Here is a 17,716-nt window from a genome sequence, read left to right on the forward strand (position 1 = left end):
CTGGCAATAATGTTAGCGTGACTTAACATAACAGGAGGTTCTAAAGTGTTTTCCGTATCACTAGATTTGCCAGAATTTGAAGTTGTTAAACAAGTGTTTCTTGAAGATTGCAATTTGTTACATGTCGAGAAAAATACTACAGAAGAACGCTGTTCTTACTGCGGTTTTTTTTCTAGTCATGTCCATGACTGGCGGACAAGAAAGGTTCGTGACTTGTCCGTATTAGGTAAGCCCCTTTTCTTATTTGTCAGAGTGTATAGATACCGTTGTCACAACTGTAATGAGGTATTTTCACAAACATTTGAATCTATCTGTCCTAATAAGCATCAGACCAATCGGTACAGAGAATATCTGTACGAAATGTGCATTGGCTCTACTATCCAAGAAGTGAGTCGAAAGGAAAAAATACCTTATACAACCGTTGAAAGAATATTTTATTCCGTTGCTAAAGAAAAAGAGAAGGAGCATTTAGAAACTCTTGAAAGTGTTTTAGAAAACAATGAATTAATCCTTAGCCTTGATGAGATCGCTGTCCGAAAGGGTCACCGATATGAAACAGTTCTTATGGATACCCAATCCGGGAGTGTGCTTGGTATGGAACATCAACGGAGTTATCGTTCAACTCAGATCTTACTTGCCAAGAAGATTCTGTCTGATAAATGCGTTCATACCGTTGTTATGGATATGTGGGATCCCTTCCATAAAGCTGTTAAATCTATATTCCCAGAGGCCTGTATCGTCATTGATAAATATCATGTGGTGCAAAAGGTGACACATGCACTTGACCAAGTTAGAAAGAAAACTCCTGGACTAAAAAAGGGACGGTTTAAACTCTTGAAAGGTTCTGAAAAGTTAACGGCTAATGAAAAACAACAATTAGACGAGATGCTCAAAGAGCATTCAGAATTGTCATATGCCTATTTTCTAAAAGAACTCTTTAGAGAAATATACCAAGTGAATGACTATGATACAGCTGATTCACTCTTAGAAGAATGGATTCAACTCGCATGGAGCAGCCCATTTCCTTCATTTCATCAAGTTGCCAAGACGATAGAAAATTGGAAGGCACAAATTTTACAATATTTTCTTACCCCTTTTACGAATGGCCGGATTGAAGGTACAAACCATAAGAGTAAGAACATCAAAAGACGTGCTTTTGGCTTCAGAAACCTTGAAAGATTTCGGCTACGTGTATTTTTGGAATGTACAGGTAAAACTTATAAAAATCAGGTTGCTTAACCATGCCCTTCATCAGCTTTCCGCATTGTAGTTGGTAGAATGGAAGCCGTCAAGGAAAGCACTTGACCGCCTTCATCTACCAACTTAGTGGTCTGCAAGCTGACGAAGGAGCTACTCTAGATTGAGTATCAATCTCGCTAACTTATTTCCGGAATTGTGTGAACATCACAGAATATGGTGATGAGACTAAATAAAATAAAAATTTTGGGGGATGGTTGAATTCATCCCCTTAATTTTTAAATAGTTTTTTAATTTGATTGACGAACGGCTTTATTTCTTTAATAATTGGCTTCAGCTCAGATAATTTTGTCACAATATCATCGACTTGCTCAAAAATTTTTTGATAGTCTGATTGCTCGTTTTGCTCGTTTTTTTCGGAAGTTTTTTCAGAATGAACCGGAAGCTGCCGGCCGAACATAAATTGGGTAAAAAAATCGGGTTCTGGTGCTTCTGCTTTCTCTTTTTCATCTTCCTGCCGCTCGTTTACGTTTTCATCACTCATTCCCGTTTCACCTTCCGTTCTTTTTTCCTTTTCATCCTATTTTATGAAACAAAACTGAGTAAGGAATAGACGATTAGCTCAATCTATCAGTCAAAAACAAGAAAACCTGTAGTTAACTGTTATGAAGCATATTGCTATAAGTAGAAAAATAATATAAAATTAGTACCAAGTCATAACATTTGATAATAATTTTTTGTGAAGGAGATGTTCTTGATGAGAGCTGGGATCATCGGGATAGGCCGTTATATACCGGAAAAAGTTGTGACTAACTATGATTTAGAAAAAATCATGGATACGTCTGATGAATGGATTCGAACAAGAACCGGCATTGAAGAGCGGAGAATTGCTTCAGATGATATGAAAACATCGGATTTGGGCGCAAGAGCGGCATTAGAGGCCATTGAAGATGCAAAAATTTCCCCGGAAGAAATCGATATGATTATAGTTGCGACCGCAACACCTGATCAATCCTTTCCGTCAGTTGCCTGTGTTCTGCAGGAAAGACTTGGTGCAAAACGGGCTGCTGCTTTGGACATAAGCGCCGCATGTTCAGGTTTTATTTATGCGATGGCAACGGCAGAGCAGTTTATACAAACAGGAGCTTATAAAAAAATTCTTGTCGTTGGAGCCGAAAAGCTTTCGAAAATTACGGATTGGAATGACCGTTCAACAGGTGTTTTATTTGGGGATGGTGCCGGGGCGGTTGTTTTAGGAGAGGTAAGTGATGACAGAGGGATTCTCTCATTTGAGCTAGGAGCGGACGGAAGCGGCGGCAAGCATTTATATGAAAAAGGCCATATTGTGATGAACGGGCGTGAAGTATTTAAATTTGCTGTGCGGCAGATGGGAGAATCAAGCATTAATGTACTGGAAAAAGCGGGATTAACGAAAGAAGATGTTGACTTTCTCATTCCGCATCAAGCAAATATCCGCATTATGGAAGCCGCCAGACAACGGCTTGAATTGCCGGAGGAGAAAATGTCCAAGACGATTCACAAGTACGGGAATACTTCCGCAGCATCAATACCAATTTCTTTATACGAAGAAGTAAAAGCTGGTAAAATAAAAGATGGTGATCTTATTGTGATGGTCGGCTTCGGCGGAGGTTTAACATGGGGAGCCATTGCATTAAGATGGGGACAGTAAAATCAATCAATCAAAAATAAAAATGCTTTTTTTCCGTCATACAAACCGAAAAAGGCGAGGTGTAATGATATGGAAAAACGTAGAGTAGTTGTAACAGGCATCGGTGCTGTGACACCGATTGGATTGGATGCGAAAACAAGCTGGGAAAATGCTTTGAAAGGTGTATCAGGCATTGGAGAATTGACGAGAGTCGATAAAGACATATTTCCTGTCAAAGTTTCCGCCGAAATAAACGATTTTAAACCTGAAGATTTTATGGATAGGAAAGAAGCGAGGAAAATGGATCGCTTCACACAATTTGCATTAGCCGCCTCGTTGATGGCGCTTGAAGATTCAGGTTTAAAAATAAATAATGAAAACCGTGAACGGGTAGGCGTTTGGATTGGTTCAGGCATAGGCGGAATGGAGACGTATGAACAGCAATTCGAAACTTTTCTGGAAAAAGGTCCGAGACGTGTAAGTCCTTTCTTTGTTCCGATGATGATTCCTGATATGGCAGCCGGACAGGTGTCCATAGCGATCGGCGCGAAAGGTCCAAATTCATGTACAGTCACTGCCTGTGCAACAGGATCAAATTCAATCGGCGATGCCTTTAAAGTAATTCAACGTGGCGATGCCGATGTGATGATTACGGGCGGAACAGAAGCGCCGCTGACCAAGATGGCTTTTGCAGGTTTCAGTGCAGCAAAAGCGTTGTCGACAAATCCTGATCCGAAAACTGCTAGCCGTCCTTTTGACAAAAACCGCGATGGCTTTGTCATGGGAGAAGGTGCAGGAATACTTGTTCTTGAAGAGCTGGAACATGCTTTAAAACGAGGAGCAAACATTTATGCAGAAATCGTCGGCTATGGATCAACAGGCGATGCCTATCACATTACACAACCGGCTCCTGGCGGAGAAGGCGGAGCACGTGCAATGAAAATGGCAATTCAAGATGCAGGCTTAAAACCGGAAGATATCGATTATATTAATGCCCATGGAACAAGCACCGAATATAATGATAAATTTGAAACATCGGCGATTAAAGAAGTTTTTGGCAGCCATGCTTATCAATTAACCGTCAGCTCGACAAAATCGATGACAGGTCATCTCCTTGGAGCAGCAGGAGGAGTTGAAGCCATTTTCACCATTTTAGCAGTGAAAGAAAATATAATTCCTCCGACAATTAATTATGAAACACCTGATCCTGACTGTGACTTGGATTATGCTGTTAATCAGGCTAAACAAAAAACAGTTCGGGCGGCGCTCAGCAATTCCCTTGGTTTCGGAGGACATAACGCCACGCTCGTTTTCAAGAAATTTGAAGAAGCCTGATGTCAACATATAGGAAATTAAGGATTATATGAAACCGTTATTGCCTAAACAGGCAGTAGCGGTTTTTCTTTTTAAAAAAAAATTCAAACATCTTTCTTTTCTAATGAATAGTGTAGAAAAGGAGGTGCGAAGATTTGGGAGTTATTGACACAAAAAACTGGTTGAAGGAAAGCCGGAATCCAATCGAGCTTTGTGAAAAGCTAGAGAAATATTTTCACCATTTACAAGCGGAGGAAATCCATCACTACCTGTCACAATACGGCATGCTTCGAACTGGCTATGAACATTGGCTTGTTAAGGCTGATGATTCGAATATTTGGACAAAAGCAAATAACATTTTTTTGAAGTTAAAGAAAAGATGGAACGGTCCAGATGTCCCTATTTTTATTTTTCCTGTTGAAGAGCGAAAAAGTTTTTTTGGGAGAGATTTTAAAGGTCGTTCGGGGTTGTCTTTTCAGGATAAAATGTTTTTATTTTTATCGCCGGATGTAAAAAATGATGAGCTCATTGCGCTATTGATTCACGAATATCATCATATTTGCAGGCTTAGGAAAAATCCGAAGCACGAAAAAGACTATACGCTTCTTGATGCGATTATTTTGGAAGGTTTGGCGGAGCATACGGTTTACAGAACGATAGGTGAGCAGCATGTAACAAATTGGGTGAAAAAATATTCGAAGAGACAACTATACAGCTGGTGGAAAAATTTAATTGTTCCGAATCAAGACATAAAATGGGACCATCCGTTATTCGATCAGCTTTTGTTCGGAAAAGGCTTTTATCCGACCATGCTTGGATACGCAATTGGATATGATATCGTACAAACGTTTTATAAACAAAAACCGTTTTCAACAAAAGAAAGCTTTTATTTGCCTGCCGAACAATTCGTGGAAAGCTATGAAACAAAGGAATAGGCTCCTTTGTTTCTATATTTATTAATAATTTGGACAGACTGTGAATATGAATAAAAAATAGAACGAAACTTCCAATGATGGGGGAATGGATTTGGCACGATTAAAACGACCATGGCTGTATATATCGATTCTCTTGTTTTTATTGCTTATACATGGCTGCTCAAGTCTGGATTATAATAGAAAGCCGCAACCAACGGTTAAGGAGATAAAGGAGGAAGAGCTCGATCCGCTGATTGTTCCGGAAACATTTATAATCGGTTCAACTGAATCGCCGCAGCTTTTTAATCCTTTGTATTCTCTAGATGAATCAAGCTCGCAGTTAGAAGGGATGCTTTTTGATGGACTGGTGACAGTTGATGAGCAGCTGCGACCGAAACCGCATCTGGCTGAAAAGATTCAGCAATCTGAGAATGGACTTGAATATACGGTCACTATTCGGCGCGGGGTCAAATTTCATGACGGAAAAGAATTAACGGCGGATGATGTTGTTTTTACTTACAGCATTCCTTTAAGCCCTGATTATAATGGCGAAAGAAGTTCAGACTTTGAAATGATTGAAAGCATTGAAAAGCTTGATAAGTATACAGTGAAATTCCGTTTAAGAGAAAAAGACGCCTCCTTTCTTCCAGTCACATTATCATACGGCATATTGCCGAAGCATTTGTTGAAAAATGTACAGGTTGCAAAATTAAAGGAGCATAAGTTTAATACATCACAGCCTGTGGGCACTGGGCCTTTTCGGTTCGTAAAATGGGAAAAGAATGGATTCGTAGAGCTGGCCGCAAATGAACATTATTTTTTAGGGAAGCCTCGAATCAAATCAATCAAGTATAAAATTGTTCATAACCAGGAAGTTCTTTACGAACAGCTGAAAAATGGCGAGGTTCATTACGCCCCTGAAATAGAACTAACCAATGTAAAAAAAATAAAAAGGTTAAGAGGATTGGACGTTCAATCGAACATTTCCCATTCTTATGTGTTTATCGGCTGGAATGAAAAAAACGAACTTTTTCAAGATAAAAAAGTAAGGCAAGCCTTGACGATGGCGATCAACCGCAAAGCTATCGTTCGCAAGATTTTGCACAGACAAGGAAAGGAAGCACATATTCCAGAAACGCCTATTGCTTCTATTTTTACCGACGAAATTCAAACATTAAAGTATAACCGGAGAGAAGCAAAAAAGCTGCTGAAAGAAGCGGGATGGGAAGATACGGACAGGGACGGCATACTGGATCGAGAAGGAAAAGATTTCTCGTTTACGCTAAAAACGAACAAAGGAAATGTTGTTCGCGAAAAAGTTGCGTTGCTCGTGCAAAAACAATTGAAAGAGATCGGAATTGACGTGAAAACGGAGTTTTGGGAATGGGAAGATTTAATTAAGCAAATTTCACCGCCGAATTGGGATTACGATGCGTTGATTTTAGAATGGTCGTTATCTAAATTTCCGAATCATTTTGATATTTTCCATTCCAGTCAGAGAGAATATGGATTGAACTTTGTTTGGTGGGAAAACGAACAGGCCGACCTGCTGTTGTCTAAATCTAGAAAAATAATGGACGAAAGCGAACGAAAACAAATTTACAAGGAGATATTTCAAATTATCGAGGATGAACAGCCATATACAGTTTTATACTATCCGAAGGAATTTCGGGCGTTGCCTGAACGATTAAACGGCTATATTTTTCATCCGAAAAATTATTTTTATAAAGTGCATGAATGGTCCTTTTCTGAAAGCTGACAGGCCTGAAATCCGCATTGATCAAAAGTGGAATACGTAATGATGAAAAGTTTTTTGGGCAATGAAAAATTTGGAATAAAAACCTTCTCCACTGACCATAATGATGACAAACAGTCTTGTAGTAAGGGGGCTAATTATGCTGAATTTGTACGATGTTTGGGTAAACTGGTTTGAAGGAGAAGAAAATGGTTATAATGTTTGTCATTTTCATGAATGGAGAAAGGATGATAAGGTTGAACTGTTAGACCAAGTACCGCTGATTAAAGTGAGTAAAGAACTTTATGATTATATTGAAAATGACTTAAAAGAACTGCCTGAAAAACTTTTAAAGGATGTTTACCAGAAGGCATACGCCCGGAAAAACCATGAGAGAATTCAGCTAGATTATTGCTTTGTTGTTTCGGATGGCAACGGCATTTTAGCAGTAGATACGATCGGATATACGACGCCAATTCGCAAAAGCCGGCTTATCCCAAGACAAGAGCAGCTTGTATATGACATGGTGAAGGATTTAGAGCCGGAATCATACGAGTTCTCACAAACAAATGACAAAGACAAAAAAGATTATCATCTTTTATCCCTTGCACCTGAATATATGCACGGATTAACCCGCAAAGAAAGACAGCTGAAACAGCTTTTGTTTATGGCTCTTGATCAATTGCAATCGACAAAAAATACGGCGGAAATGAAATATTGGTATACGGAATGGAATCCGTACATGTATGGTCAAATTCAATCACTCGGTTTTGAGGAAATTTGGACTATGCTTTATGAGGAAGCGATTGTCGGATGGTCCCAAAAGCATGAACAATTATGCGAACGATTAATAAAAGGGCAGCCATTCTTTGAAAAGCTTTGGGAAATGGAGCAAGAACCGAAAGTAAATTAAGGAAGAGGGCACTATATCAGCCGCCCTCTTTTTATCGAACATATTTTTTTAAGCTAGTATATTTGTTTTGTTTAATCAGCTCCATCATCAATCGTCATTCGTTCGCTAGCGCTTTTATTTTCGTTTTTTTCTTCCCAATCCCATTGCATTCTCCATTTTTTTCAACATTTTGGATGCTACTTTGTTTGCTTCCTCCCGGCCTCTGTCTAAAATGTCATCAAGTTCATCAGAATCAATGAGCTCATAATATTTTTCCTGAATCGGCTTTAAAGTGTTAATGACGACTTCTGCCAAATCCGCTTTAAATTCACCATAGCCTTTTCCTTCGTATTTTGTTTCCAGGTCGGCAATTGACACGCCAGCTAAAATTGAATAAATAGATAAAAGGTTGGAGATGCCTGGTTTGTTCTCTTTATCATAACGAACCACTCCGTCTGAATCAGTCACAGCGCTTTTAATTTTCTTTTCAATTTTTTTTGGATCATCGAGAAGGGAAATAAACGATTTTTCATTCGCATCGGATTTGCTCATTTTTTTCGTCGGATCTTGAAGCGACATAATCCGAGCACCGACTTTTGGAATGCGGACTTCTGGAATTTTAAAAATGTCTGCATATTTTTTGTTGAATCTTTCGGCTAAATCCCTTGTCAATTCCAAATGTTGTTTTTGATCCTCGCCGACTGGAACAAGGTCCGTGTTGTACAAAAGAATATCGGCGGCCATTAAAGGCGGATAAGTTAACAGTCCTGCTGAAACAGCTTCTTTCCCTTTAGATTTATCTTTAAATTGTGTCATTCTTTCAAGCTCGCCAATATAAGAAACGCATTGAAGCATCCATCCTGCCTGCGCGTGAGCGGGCACCTCCGATTGAATGAAAAGGGTGGATTTTTCCGGATCGATGCCGACTGCTAAATATAATGCAGCAAGGCTCTTAATGTTTTTTCTTAATTGAAGTCTGTCTTGCGGAACAGTTATGGCATGCTGATCGACAATGCAAAAATAGCATTTATATTCATGCTGGAGCTCTACAAATTGTCTCATTGCTCCGATATAGTTTCCGAGTGTTAACGTGCCGCTAGGCTGAATTCCTGAAAAGATCGTTTTCATGTGCAAACTCCTCCTGATTTTTTATATAAAAAAGCCCATCCGTCCGTATAGGGACGAATGGACCGCGGTGCCACCCTAATTATTTCACAAACATTCATGTGAAATCACTTTTCGTCTTTTAACGCAAGACAAAAACGCCGCAGCTTACTGATTTCAGCTGAGAGCTCAAAAGTCCATTTCCATACCGGACAGTGTTTGTTTCCACCAGCCACAAACTCTCTGAAAACTGTTTTCGGCATGTACTTCTCTTTCTCATCGCCTATGTATTCACTTACAGATGATTATAAAAAAATAGTTTATTCTTTGCAACTTCTCTGCGTCTTTCTGAAAAAATTTCCTTTTTGAAGTTTGATCGAGCCGAAAAAGGGGAAAAGTAAAGAAAGGAAAGTGGTGTTAATTGAGAATATGACCTTGAAAATGATCATCATTCACCGGTTGTAACACTTTTGTTATAATTTGAGAAATAAAAACATATAGGCGAAGTTGCTTTTTTATAGTATAATAATCAATACAAATTACTTTTTTAAATTTATTTTAATGTGAGATTGGCATAGTTTTTATATATACACTTATATTTTTCTCGAAAAGGAGAGTGATTGGCATGGTAATATTGTATACATCTCCGAGCTGCACATCTTGTAGAAAAGCAAAATCTTGGTTGGAAAAGCATCAGATTGAATATAGAGAGCGGAACATTTTTTCCGAGCCTTTAACGATCGAAGAAATTAAAGAAATTCTTCGTATGACAGAAGACGGAACAGATGAAATTATTTCCACTCGTTCAAAGGTTTTTCAAAAATTGAAGGTTGATGTTGAATCGCTTCCTTTGCAGGAGCTGTATGATATTATCCGGAAAAACCCTGGAATTTTGCGCCGCCCGATTTTGATTGATGAAAAACGTCTTCAAGTCGGTTATAACGAGGATGAAATACGACGCTTTCTGCCAAGAAAAATTCGCACCTACCAGCTGAGAGAAGCTCAGAGAATGGCAAATTAAAAGGGATCGACGCCTTCCGTACGCAAAGCAAAATAGATTGCGGAAGGCTGTTATTTTTTTGTTATGTTGTAAAAAAGGGCAAAGAAAAGGATGAGACAAGCTGTGAAATAAGGGAGAGTTTGTGCAACAGCTTCAGTTTTCAACAGAGGGGTCATTTTTTCATCCGTTGCCATCATTTTACCTGCTGTATAAGCTAATATTCCTCCGCCCCCGTAAATGAGCAAAGGAAATCGGGACATGGCAGACATGATAAATCTGCTTCCCCAAATAATGATCGGAATGGATATAAGAAGACCTGTTATGACAAGAAAGATATTTCCTCCAGCTGCTCCAGCAACCGCAATGACATTGTCAAATCCCATAAAAAGGTCAGCCAAAACAATCGTTTGGATGGCTTTCCACAATGAGCGGTGGCTTTTCACGGAAGTATGCTCACCTTCATTTCCTGTCAATAATAAAAAGGCAATATACATTAAAAATAATCCGCCAAAAAACTGTAAAAAAGGAATGTTCAATAAATGGACAGCCAGTACCGTTAACAAAATTCGGCTGAGTATCGCGAGCATTGTTCCAAATAAAATACCTTTCCTTCGTTGATTTTCCGGCAAATTGCGGCATGCCAGCGCAATGACAATGGCATTATCTCCTCCTAATATGAGGTCAATGCCAATGATAAGGAATAAAGATGTGAAAAATTGTTCATCCATCAGTCAACCTCTTTTCAAATTATGGCTCGTACAATATATATGAAAAACGAAGTATTTTATGCGTTAATAGGTAAATAACGGTTTTTTTCAAAATCAAGGCTTTTTTTATTTCTTTATGAAGTGATTTATCATACAATAGAATTAGAATTGAACAACTTGGTGCTCGCGATGAAAATTTGGAAATTTTAAATTAGGAAGGAAAAGTGCAACGAATTCGGGGGTTTATTGTCCCTTCCAAAAATTTTAAAAAGAAGGGAAGGTTGTTCAAATGGAAATCGAACGCATTAATGAAAACACAGTAAAATTTTATATTTCATATGTTGACATAGAGGAACGAGGATTTGACCGGGAAGAAATCTGGTATAACAGAGAAAGAAGCGAAGAGCTGTTTTGGGAAATGATGGATGAAATTAATGATGAAGAAGACTTTCCGCTTGAAGGACCGTTATGGATTCAAGTTCATGCTAATGACAAAGGGCTTGAAGTCATTGTCACAAAAGCTCAGCTGTCAAAAGACGGACAAAAGCTGGAGCTTCCGGTAGTCGATGAAAAATTTAGGGAAATCCCGGTTGATGAAAATATAGAATCTTTGTTGGACAAACATTTTAATATGTCTGAACGATCTGCCTCAGATGAGAAAGATGAAACGGCGCAATTGCAATTTGTCATAAAGTTTCAGGACTTTGAAGACGTTATTTCGTTAGCATCCCATCGTTTGGACGGATTTTTGAATAGCTTATATGTATTTGAACAAAAATATTATTTATTCGTTGAATTTTCGGATAAAGACGATGAACAAATTGAAAATTTGCTCAGCATTATGCTTGAATACGGCCAGGAATCAAGGATGACAATTCACCGTCTTGAAGAATACGGAAAGCTGATTATGAAGGACAATGCCTTGGAACAAATCGAAACGCACTTTTCTTAAATTGCCGATTTCATGTTCGAAATCGGTCTTTTTTACTTAAGGAACGCTTAATATCTCAGATCAAATGAGATATGTCCAAATCGAGAGATAAGAAATATCGATTGCCTGGAGGAAGCTTATGAGAAAATTTCTGCAAGTAATCGTTTTTGCCATTGGTCTAGCCGTCATCTTATATTTAACAAAGAACATCTGGGAGGAATGGTTTTTAGGAGCCGTTTCCATTTTGTTCACATTATCCATCATTTTTATCGGTTTTGTCATTTTCTTAGAGAACCGCCACCCGACTCAAACGCTTACTTGGCTTGTTGTTTTAGGAGGATTTCCATTAATAGGCTTCTTCTTTTACATATTTTTTGGAAGAAATGTCCGGAAGCATCGTCTTTTTAAGAAAAAAGCTTTAATAGATGAGCAAGCTTATGCCCAATTTGAAACCAGCTTTCATACTTATGAAGATAAAATTAAATTCATGAGAAATCACCAGCGCCTTTTATTTAAGCTTGCCCATAAGCTTGGCCGCAGTCCGATTTCTTTTCGGACAAATACAAAGGTGCTGACGAACGGCATTGAAACATTTGACCATATTTTTCGAGAGCTTCAAAAAGCGGAAGTTCATATTCATCTTGAGTACTATATTGTTCGGCATGATGTGATTGGACAAAAATTAAAAAAGCTGTTGATCGAAAAAGCGAAAAATGGTGTAGAGGTTCGATTTTTATACGATGCAGTTGGCAGCTGGAAGCTGTCCAAAAAATATAGGAAAGAGCTCCTCGAAGCCGGGGTTGAAATGGTTCCATTTTTGCCTGTAAAGCTTCCATTTTTGTCTAACCATATTAACTTTCGCAATCATCGTAAAATTATTGTGATTGACGGAAAAGTCGGCTTTGTCGGAGGGTTGAATATAGGAGATGAATATTTGGGCAGAAATCCGTATTTCGGCTTTTGGCGGGATACGCATATGATGCTCGAAGGGGAAGGAGTACGGACTCTCAATCTTATTTTTTTGCAGGATTGGTATTATATGACTGGGCAGAAGCTGCTAAGCGATCGATATTTGCTGCCTCATTTTGAAATGGACGATAAAGAAGGAGGCGTTCAGCTAATTGCCGGCGGACCAGATAATAAGTGGGAAGTCATTAAAAGTTTGTTCTTTTCGATGATCGTTTCCGCCAAAAATTCGATATGGATCGCCTCTCCGTATTTTATTCCGGACGAGGATATAAAATCCGCTTTAAAGATTGCTGCGCTGAGCGGCATTGACGTTCGTCTCCTCGTTCCGAAAAGGCCTGACAAACGGATTGTATTTTATGCGTCGCGATCTTATTTTCCGGAGCTTTTAGAAGCCGGGGTTAAAGTGTACGAATATGAAAAAGGGTTTATGCACAGCAAAATCATTATTGTTGATGGCGAACTGGCATCGATCGGTACGGCGAATATGGATATGAGAAGTTTTCATTTGAATTTTGAAGTAAATGCTTTTTTATACCGAACGGACAGCATTGAAACGCTTGTAGAGGATTATATTCGAGACATTGAAAATTCAAGTGTCATCGACCTTGAACAATTCAAAAAACGCCCGCTATATATAAAGCTGTTTGAATCAACGTCGCGGCTTTTGTCTCCTTTATTATAAAACACCGTTTTTGATACAGCGGTGTTTTTTTAGGATAAAGCTCTATTTGAGCGGATTTCACAACACCACGGGTGAATTGCCGGCCGTAACGATGTAAAATGGCGAACCTTTATTGAAACGAATGAAGCAACATCTAACTTCCGCCTCTTTAGCGGCAAGCATGCGTTTTTGAAAAAAGTATATTTTTACATGAAGTGTTTCTGGCATCTTTTAAAACTTATGAAAAACGCTGCTTTTGAAAGGATTTTTTTCCCTTTTGTCGAATGTTTTTATTTGTGAAAGGAAGTGATGATTTATATGCTTGTTGCCCTTTTGCGAAACGGCGAAAAAGTAAATGTCGCCGCCCCGTACTGGTCGACAGAAAGGCTTCTAAAACTGAAAGAAGAGCATGCCTTTTTTTGTCCAGCTTGCAAGGAGCCGGTAAAATTAAAAATAGGTAAAATCAAAATTCCTCATTTTGCCCACTTAACGGCCTCTTGTCAGGCTGATTCGGAAGCGGAAAGCACGTACCATTTGAACGGAAAAAAGCAATTGTATGTTTGGTTGAAAAGGCAGCGGTTAGCTGCGGAAGTGGAAAAATTTATACCTTCTATTGCACAACGAGCGGATCTGTTTGTATCTTTTCAGCATAAACGGTATGCGATTGAATACCAATGCTCTAATATTCCCCCTGATCAGGTGATAAAACGGACAAATGGCTACAAAAAAGAACGAATTAAACCGATTTGGATATTAGGCTGGAAACAAATGAAGCAAGTCGGTGAACATCAATATCGACTGACTCCTTTTCATTGTCAGTTTCTTCATTCCCCGCAAAACGATCGTCCTTTTATCATCAATTATTGCTCAGATAAGAAAACCTTCATCTTTTTTTCCCATCTGATTCCGTTTTCTAAACAGAATATTTTTGCCGCATCTGCTATGATCTCCCCAGAGTCGTTTTTCTTTCGAGATTGTTTGCAAGGAAAGAGTCTGGCGGCAAACGGTTTATGGAAGCATTGGCTGAAGAAAATAAGTCAATATCGCTTAAAGCCGCTGTTTCAAAAGACGAACGAAGAGCGAAAGCTGCAAAAAAAGGTTTACGAAACAGTTGGCTTATCTTTATCGCAGCTGCCAGTTGAAGTTTTTATCCCTTTAAAAAGCGGTTATATGGTTGATGAGGCGGTCTATATTTGGCAATGCTCAGTTTTATTATTTATTGAAACATTGCGCGCTGATGAAGTATTTCACGCAGAAAAGCTAGTTTGGCACCTTAAGAAATTAGGGATGAAAGAAAGAAGCTGTAGCGTAAAAACGGATTTAAAAAAGCCGATTATTGAATATTTAACGACTCTTTCCCATTTAAAATTTTTGCAGCCAATCGGTCCATATTCGTTTCGAAAAACATCATCTCCTTTTCATTTGGAGTCGATGGAAAAGCGTGAACAACGTCTTGGACATTATTTGGACAAGGAAGGTATGTTTTTTTCTGCTGTAGAATAATATAAGCATAGTGATTTATTGCGTTTTGAAAAAAATTTCAATATGATGGAAACAGACTGATTTTTTTAAAGGGGGAAATCGAGAATGGGCAATGAAACAGCTGTCAAAAGGCTGCCAAAACGGGAAGAAATCCCTGTTGAGTATACTTGGCGGCTAGAAGATATTTTTGCTTCTGATGATGAATGGGAAAAAGAATTTGAAGAAGTAAAGCAGCTAATTCCAAAAATCGGTGAATATAGAGGAAAATTAGGTCAATCCTCCGATCTGTTATATGAGGCGCTCTCTTATCAAGATTCCGTGATGGAGAGGCTTGGAAAGCTTTATACATATGCCCATATGCGCTACGATCAAGATACAACTAATTCTTTTTATCAAGGATTGAATGACCGGGCAGCAAATCTTTATACACAAGCTTCCAGCCTCTCATCCTATATCGTTCCGGAAATACTATCCATTGAAGAAGAAAAGCTTCAGCAATTTTTGAAAGAAAATGATCAATTGAAGCTTTATGCACATGCCTTGGACGAAATCAACCGGCAAAGACCGCACGTGCTCGATGCGGAGCAAGAGGCTATTTTAGCTCAAGCTGCGGAAGCCCTGAGCACTGCCTCCAATACGTTTGGAAAATTAAATAATGCGGACTTGGAATTTCCAGCAATTAAGGATGAAAATGGAGAAGAAGTGGAAATCACTCACGGCCGTTATATCCAGTTTTTGGAGAGTGAAAATAGACGAGTCCGTCGCGATGCGTTCCAAGCATTATACGCAACATATGGAAAATTTAAAAATACGTTTGCCAGCACATTAAGCGGAGCTGTTAAGAAAAATAATTTTTATGCGAAGGTGCGGAAATATGAGAATGCCCGCCAGGCTGCACTAAGCGCCAACAACATTCCCGAGGAAGTCTACGACAATTTAGTGAAAACGATCAATGAACATTTGCCGCTGCTCCATCGTTATGTCGATTTGCGGAAAAAAGCGCTGAAGCTTGATGAACTTCATATGTATGATCTTTATACGCCGCTTGTACAAAACGTCGATATGAAAATCACGTATGAAGAAGCGAAAGACATCGTATTGAAGGGGCTTGCTCCATTAGGTGAAGAATATGTCGGCATTTTACAAGAAGGCTTTGAAAACAGATGGATTGACGTTAAGGAGAATAAAGGGAAACGAAGTGGAGCTTACTCCTCTGGCGCCTATGGAACAAATCCATATATTTTGCTGAATTGGCAAGATAATGTGAACAATTTATTCACACTTGTTCACGAGCTCGGCCATTCGGTGCACAGCTACTATACAAGAAAAACACAGCCGTATCCGTACGGAGATTATTCTATTTTTGTCGCGGAAGTGGCTTCTACATGCAATGAAAACTTGTTAAATGAATATTTGCTCAACACGATCGATGATGAAAAGAAACGTTTATACTTGCTGAATCATTTCCTTGAGGGGTTTAGAGGAACGGTATTCCGGCAAACGATGTTTGCTGAGTTTGAACATTATATCCATTTGAAGGCGCAAAACGGAGAGCCGCTCACACCGGAATTTTTGACGCAAACGTATTATGAGTTAAACAAAAAATATTTTGGTGACAACATTGTCGTCGATGAAGAAATTGGCTTAGAATGGGCAAGAATTCCGCATTTTTATTACAATTTTTACGTTTATCAATACGCAACAGGCTTTAGTGCTGCAAGCGCCTTGAGCAAGCAGATTTTATCGGAAGGAGAAACTGCCGTTGAAAGGTACATTAATTTCTTGAAAGCGGGAAGCTCTGATTATCCGATTAATGTGCTGAAAAAAGCAGGGGTCGATATGACATCAACCAAGCCGATTGAAGATGCATGCAAAGTATTTGAAGAAAAGCTGACGGAGATGGAGGAGCTGCTGTTAAAGTAAAGTGTAAGAAAACAGGAGCATCATCTGAATCCAAAAAATTAGTGGCATGAGTTCGATCTGGAACTGGACTCATGCCTTTTTTGTTTCCGGTCATATAAAAACTGCACCTCCAATTGTCAGTTGTATCTACTAATTGAGATGCAGTTCATCATCCCGTCCTCTTTTTTATCTTAAAATCCGCGGAACGTTTTTCGATGGTTAAACAGAAGAAACGATATGAAAAGAGAAATAAAAAGCAGGGGGGCAGAAACGAAAATCGGTGCGAGATTCATCAATCCTAACAGATTATAAAAAAAAGCGAAGATGACGAGCAGCAGGCTGATTATGAGCCAAAATGTTTTCACGATTTTTCCCTCCTACACATGTTCTAAAACGAGGAAAAAGATTTTGTATATTGTATGCAGCTTGCCCGTTCTTCATGTTTTGTGACAAATTTGTGAATTGTTGTTTTCCCCTCTTGCAAACTGAAAAAGGAATTTGTTATATTAAAAACGTGAAATTGATCACAAACAAACATTTACCCCTTTGTTTGACCGTGAAAAATTTCTCCCATCCCCTTTGTTGTCATAAGACAAAAAAGAAACCACAAACGTTTGTTTGTGGTTTCTTTTTGTGCGCCCGGCATGTATATGAACTATAGGGTGTAAGTCCCGAACCCCGAAGACAGAAGTAGAGGTTAGCCAAGAGCAAGGGTGTCCGTGGTGACGCGGAATCTGAAGGAAGCTGGAGGCAAAACACCGGTCCGAGGAACACGAACCTCATATAAGGCTAGGTATGATTGAGTGAGTTTGCAAAACAAAACAAAGCTCTTTCTGTCGAAGGTCATATCGAGTAAATGAGGCGGATAGATGGTGTGAAAGTGCATGTACTTACCCGGGGAGGTCTGGTGGATATGTGAAGTACGCTTCATAACCTACTTAGTGATAAGTAGCTGAACCGTCAGAAGTCAGCAGAGGTCATAGTATTAGTTGGTCTAGAACAACTAAGAAGGACCGAACAATTAAGAGAGAATAGCCCTTGGCATTCAGTGAGTCATGATGAACACAGAAAACGTAGTACCTCACTTGAGGGAGGAAGCGGTGAATCCCGTGGGAGACCTCTTGGAGGGTGGAGTGACCACTGGCATAAAGAGAACAGCTATTCACGGAAGTTATGAAAACTTGCGTCAATTATCTTAATTGAACCGCCGTATACGGAACCGTACGTACGGTGGTGTGA

At 39.1% G+C, this 17,716-nt stretch carries 15 protein-coding genes and 1 other annotated feature; of the genes, 11 read left to right on the forward strand and 4 right to left on the reverse strand.

The annotated features are described in order from the left end of the window. The first annotated feature begins 45 nt into the window (after positions 1-45). Positions 46-1,239, forward strand: coding sequence for an ISL3 family transposase (locus tag NSQ71_RS05500; protein WP_340733240.1), 1,194 nt, complete (start codon positions 46-48; stop codon positions 1,237-1,239). 229 nt (positions 1,240-1,468) lie between these two features. On the opposite strand, the gene NSQ71_RS05505 is transcribed toward NSQ71_RS05500, so the two are convergent. Next, positions 1,469-1,741, reverse strand: a complete 273-nt coding sequence (locus NSQ71_RS05505; protein ID WP_063387009.1) for a hypothetical protein — start codon at positions 1,739-1,741, stop codon at positions 1,469-1,471. Positions 1,742-1,954: 213 nt separating this feature from the next. Here NSQ71_RS05505 and NSQ71_RS05510 point away from each other — a divergent pair, with 213 nt between their 5' ends. The 5 genes from NSQ71_RS05510 (at position 1,955) to NSQ71_RS05530 (ending at position 7,742) form a co-directional block, all read left to right on the forward strand. Next, positions 1,955-2,887 carry a beta-ketoacyl-ACP synthase III gene (locus NSQ71_RS05510; RefSeq protein ID WP_063387008.1) on the forward strand — a complete coding sequence of 311 codons (933 nt, stop codon included), beginning with the start codon at positions 1,955-1,957 and terminating at the stop codon, positions 2,885-2,887. A 69-nt stretch (positions 2,888-2,956) separates the two neighbouring features. Continuing rightward, complete coding sequence (gene fabF / locus NSQ71_RS05515) at positions 2,957-4,201, forward strand: beta-ketoacyl-ACP synthase II (protein WP_063387007.1); 1,245 nt, start codon at positions 2,957-2,959, stop codon at positions 4,199-4,201. Positions 4,202-4,335: 134 nt separating this feature from the next. Next, the gene (locus NSQ71_RS05520; RefSeq protein WP_063387006.1) at positions 4,336-5,115 is read left to right on the forward strand and encodes a DUF2268 domain-containing protein; all 780 of its coding nucleotides are present in this window, start codon (positions 4,336-4,338) and stop codon (positions 5,113-5,115) included. A gap of 91 nt (positions 5,116-5,206) precedes the next feature. After that, complete coding sequence (locus NSQ71_RS05525; RefSeq protein ID WP_340733242.1) at positions 5,207-6,853, forward strand: peptide-binding protein; 1,647 nt, start codon at positions 5,207-5,209, stop codon at positions 6,851-6,853. Between the two features lie 136 nt (positions 6,854-6,989). Next, positions 6,990-7,742, forward strand: a complete 753-nt coding sequence (locus NSQ71_RS05530) for a YjbA family protein (protein ID WP_066248356.1) — start codon at positions 6,990-6,992, stop codon at positions 7,740-7,742. A gap of 114 nt (positions 7,743-7,856) precedes the next feature. On the opposite strand, the gene trpS is transcribed toward NSQ71_RS05530, so the two are convergent. Next, the gene (gene trpS, locus NSQ71_RS05535) at positions 7,857-8,849 is read right to left on the reverse strand and encodes a tryptophan--tRNA ligase (protein WP_144596615.1); all 993 of its coding nucleotides are present in this window, start codon (positions 8,847-8,849) and stop codon (positions 7,857-7,859) included. Positions 8,850-8,895: 46 nt separating this feature from the next. Continuing rightward, positions 8,896-9,114 (reverse strand) — a binding site (T-box leader). A 336-nt stretch (positions 9,115-9,450) separates the two neighbouring features. On the opposite strand from trpS, the gene spxA reads away from it, so the two are divergent. Further along, on the forward strand, positions 9,451-9,846 hold the full coding sequence (spxA, locus tag NSQ71_RS05540) for a transcriptional regulator SpxA (RefSeq protein ID WP_063387002.1): 396 nt from the start codon (positions 9,451-9,453) through the stop codon (positions 9,844-9,846). A 50-nt stretch (positions 9,847-9,896) separates the two neighbouring features. Here the strand turns inward: spxA and NSQ71_RS05545 are convergent, their stop codons facing one another. Then, entirely contained in the window at positions 9,897-10,553 is a 657-nt protein-coding gene (locus NSQ71_RS05545; protein ID WP_340733244.1) for a TerC family protein, read from the reverse strand. Positions 10,554-10,821: 268 nt separating this feature from the next. Between NSQ71_RS05545 and mecA the strand changes: the two genes are divergently transcribed. The 4 genes from mecA to pepF all read left to right on the forward strand — a co-directional run bounded on the left by mecA (position 10,822) and on the right by pepF (position 16,498). Beyond that, complete coding sequence (mecA, locus tag NSQ71_RS05550; RefSeq protein ID WP_144596611.1) at positions 10,822-11,484, forward strand: adaptor protein MecA; 663 nt, start codon at positions 10,822-10,824, stop codon at positions 11,482-11,484. 118 nt (positions 11,485-11,602) lie between these two features. Continuing rightward, positions 11,603-13,114, forward strand: coding sequence for a cardiolipin synthase (cls, locus tag NSQ71_RS05555; protein ID WP_340733246.1), 1,512 nt, complete (start codon positions 11,603-11,605; stop codon positions 13,112-13,114). A 288-nt stretch (positions 13,115-13,402) separates the two neighbouring features. Beyond that, positions 13,403-14,596 carry a competence protein CoiA gene (locus tag NSQ71_RS05560; protein ID WP_327847687.1) on the forward strand — a complete coding sequence of 398 codons (1,194 nt, stop codon included), beginning with the start codon at positions 13,403-13,405 and terminating at the stop codon, positions 14,594-14,596. Between the two features lie 84 nt (positions 14,597-14,680). Further along, on the forward strand, positions 14,681-16,498 hold the full coding sequence (pepF, locus tag NSQ71_RS05565) for an oligoendopeptidase F (protein ID WP_063386997.1): 1,818 nt from the start codon (positions 14,681-14,683) through the stop codon (positions 16,496-16,498). A 170-nt stretch (positions 16,499-16,668) separates the two neighbouring features. Here pepF and NSQ71_RS05570 read toward each other — a convergent pair whose 3' ends face one another. Then, positions 16,669-16,842, reverse strand: coding sequence for a hypothetical protein (locus tag NSQ71_RS05570; RefSeq protein ID WP_162536160.1), 174 nt, complete (start codon positions 16,840-16,842; stop codon positions 16,669-16,671). Positions 16,843-17,716: the final 874 nt, after the last annotated feature.

This window comes from Aeribacillus sp. FSL M8-0235, assembly GCF_038000355.1.
Taxonomy (GTDB): domain Bacteria; phylum Bacillota; class Bacilli; order Bacillales; family Aeribacillaceae; genus Aeribacillus; species Aeribacillus composti.

Excerpts from the sequence above, each read along its gene's own strand:
- NSQ71_RS05505 (WP_063387009.1), bottom strand. The coding sequence starts at position 1,741 with ATGAGTGATGAAAACGTAAACGAGCGGCAGGAAGATGAAAAAGAGAAA.
- NSQ71_RS05510 (WP_063387008.1), top strand. The coding sequence starts at position 1,955 with ATGAGAGCTGGGATCATCGGGATAGGCCGTTATATACCGGAAAAAGTT.
- fabF (WP_063387007.1), top strand. The coding sequence starts at position 2,957 with ATGGAAAAACGTAGAGTAGTTGTAACAGGCATCGGTGCTGTGACACCG.
- NSQ71_RS05530 (WP_066248356.1), top strand. The coding sequence starts at position 6,990 with ATGCTGAATTTGTACGATGTTTGGGTAAACTGGTTTGAAGGAGAAGAA.
- trpS (WP_144596615.1), bottom strand. The coding sequence starts at position 8,849 with ATGAAAACGATCTTTTCAGGAATTCAGCCTAGCGGCACGTTAACACTC.
- spxA (WP_063387002.1), top strand. The coding sequence starts at position 9,451 with ATGGTAATATTGTATACATCTCCGAGCTGCACATCTTGTAGAAAAGCA.
- NSQ71_RS05545 (WP_340733244.1), bottom strand. The coding sequence starts at position 10,553 with ATGGATGAACAATTTTTCACATCTTTATTCCTTATCATTGGCATTGAC.
- mecA (WP_144596611.1), top strand. The coding sequence starts at position 10,822 with ATGGAAATCGAACGCATTAATGAAAACACAGTAAAATTTTATATTTCA.
- cls (WP_340733246.1), top strand. The coding sequence starts at position 11,603 with ATGAGAAAATTTCTGCAAGTAATCGTTTTTGCCATTGGTCTAGCCGTC.
- NSQ71_RS05560 (WP_327847687.1), top strand. The coding sequence starts at position 13,403 with ATGATTTATATGCTTGTTGCCCTTTTGCGAAACGGCGAAAAAGTAAAT.
- pepF (WP_063386997.1), top strand. The coding sequence starts at position 14,681 with ATGGGCAATGAAACAGCTGTCAAAAGGCTGCCAAAACGGGAAGAAATC.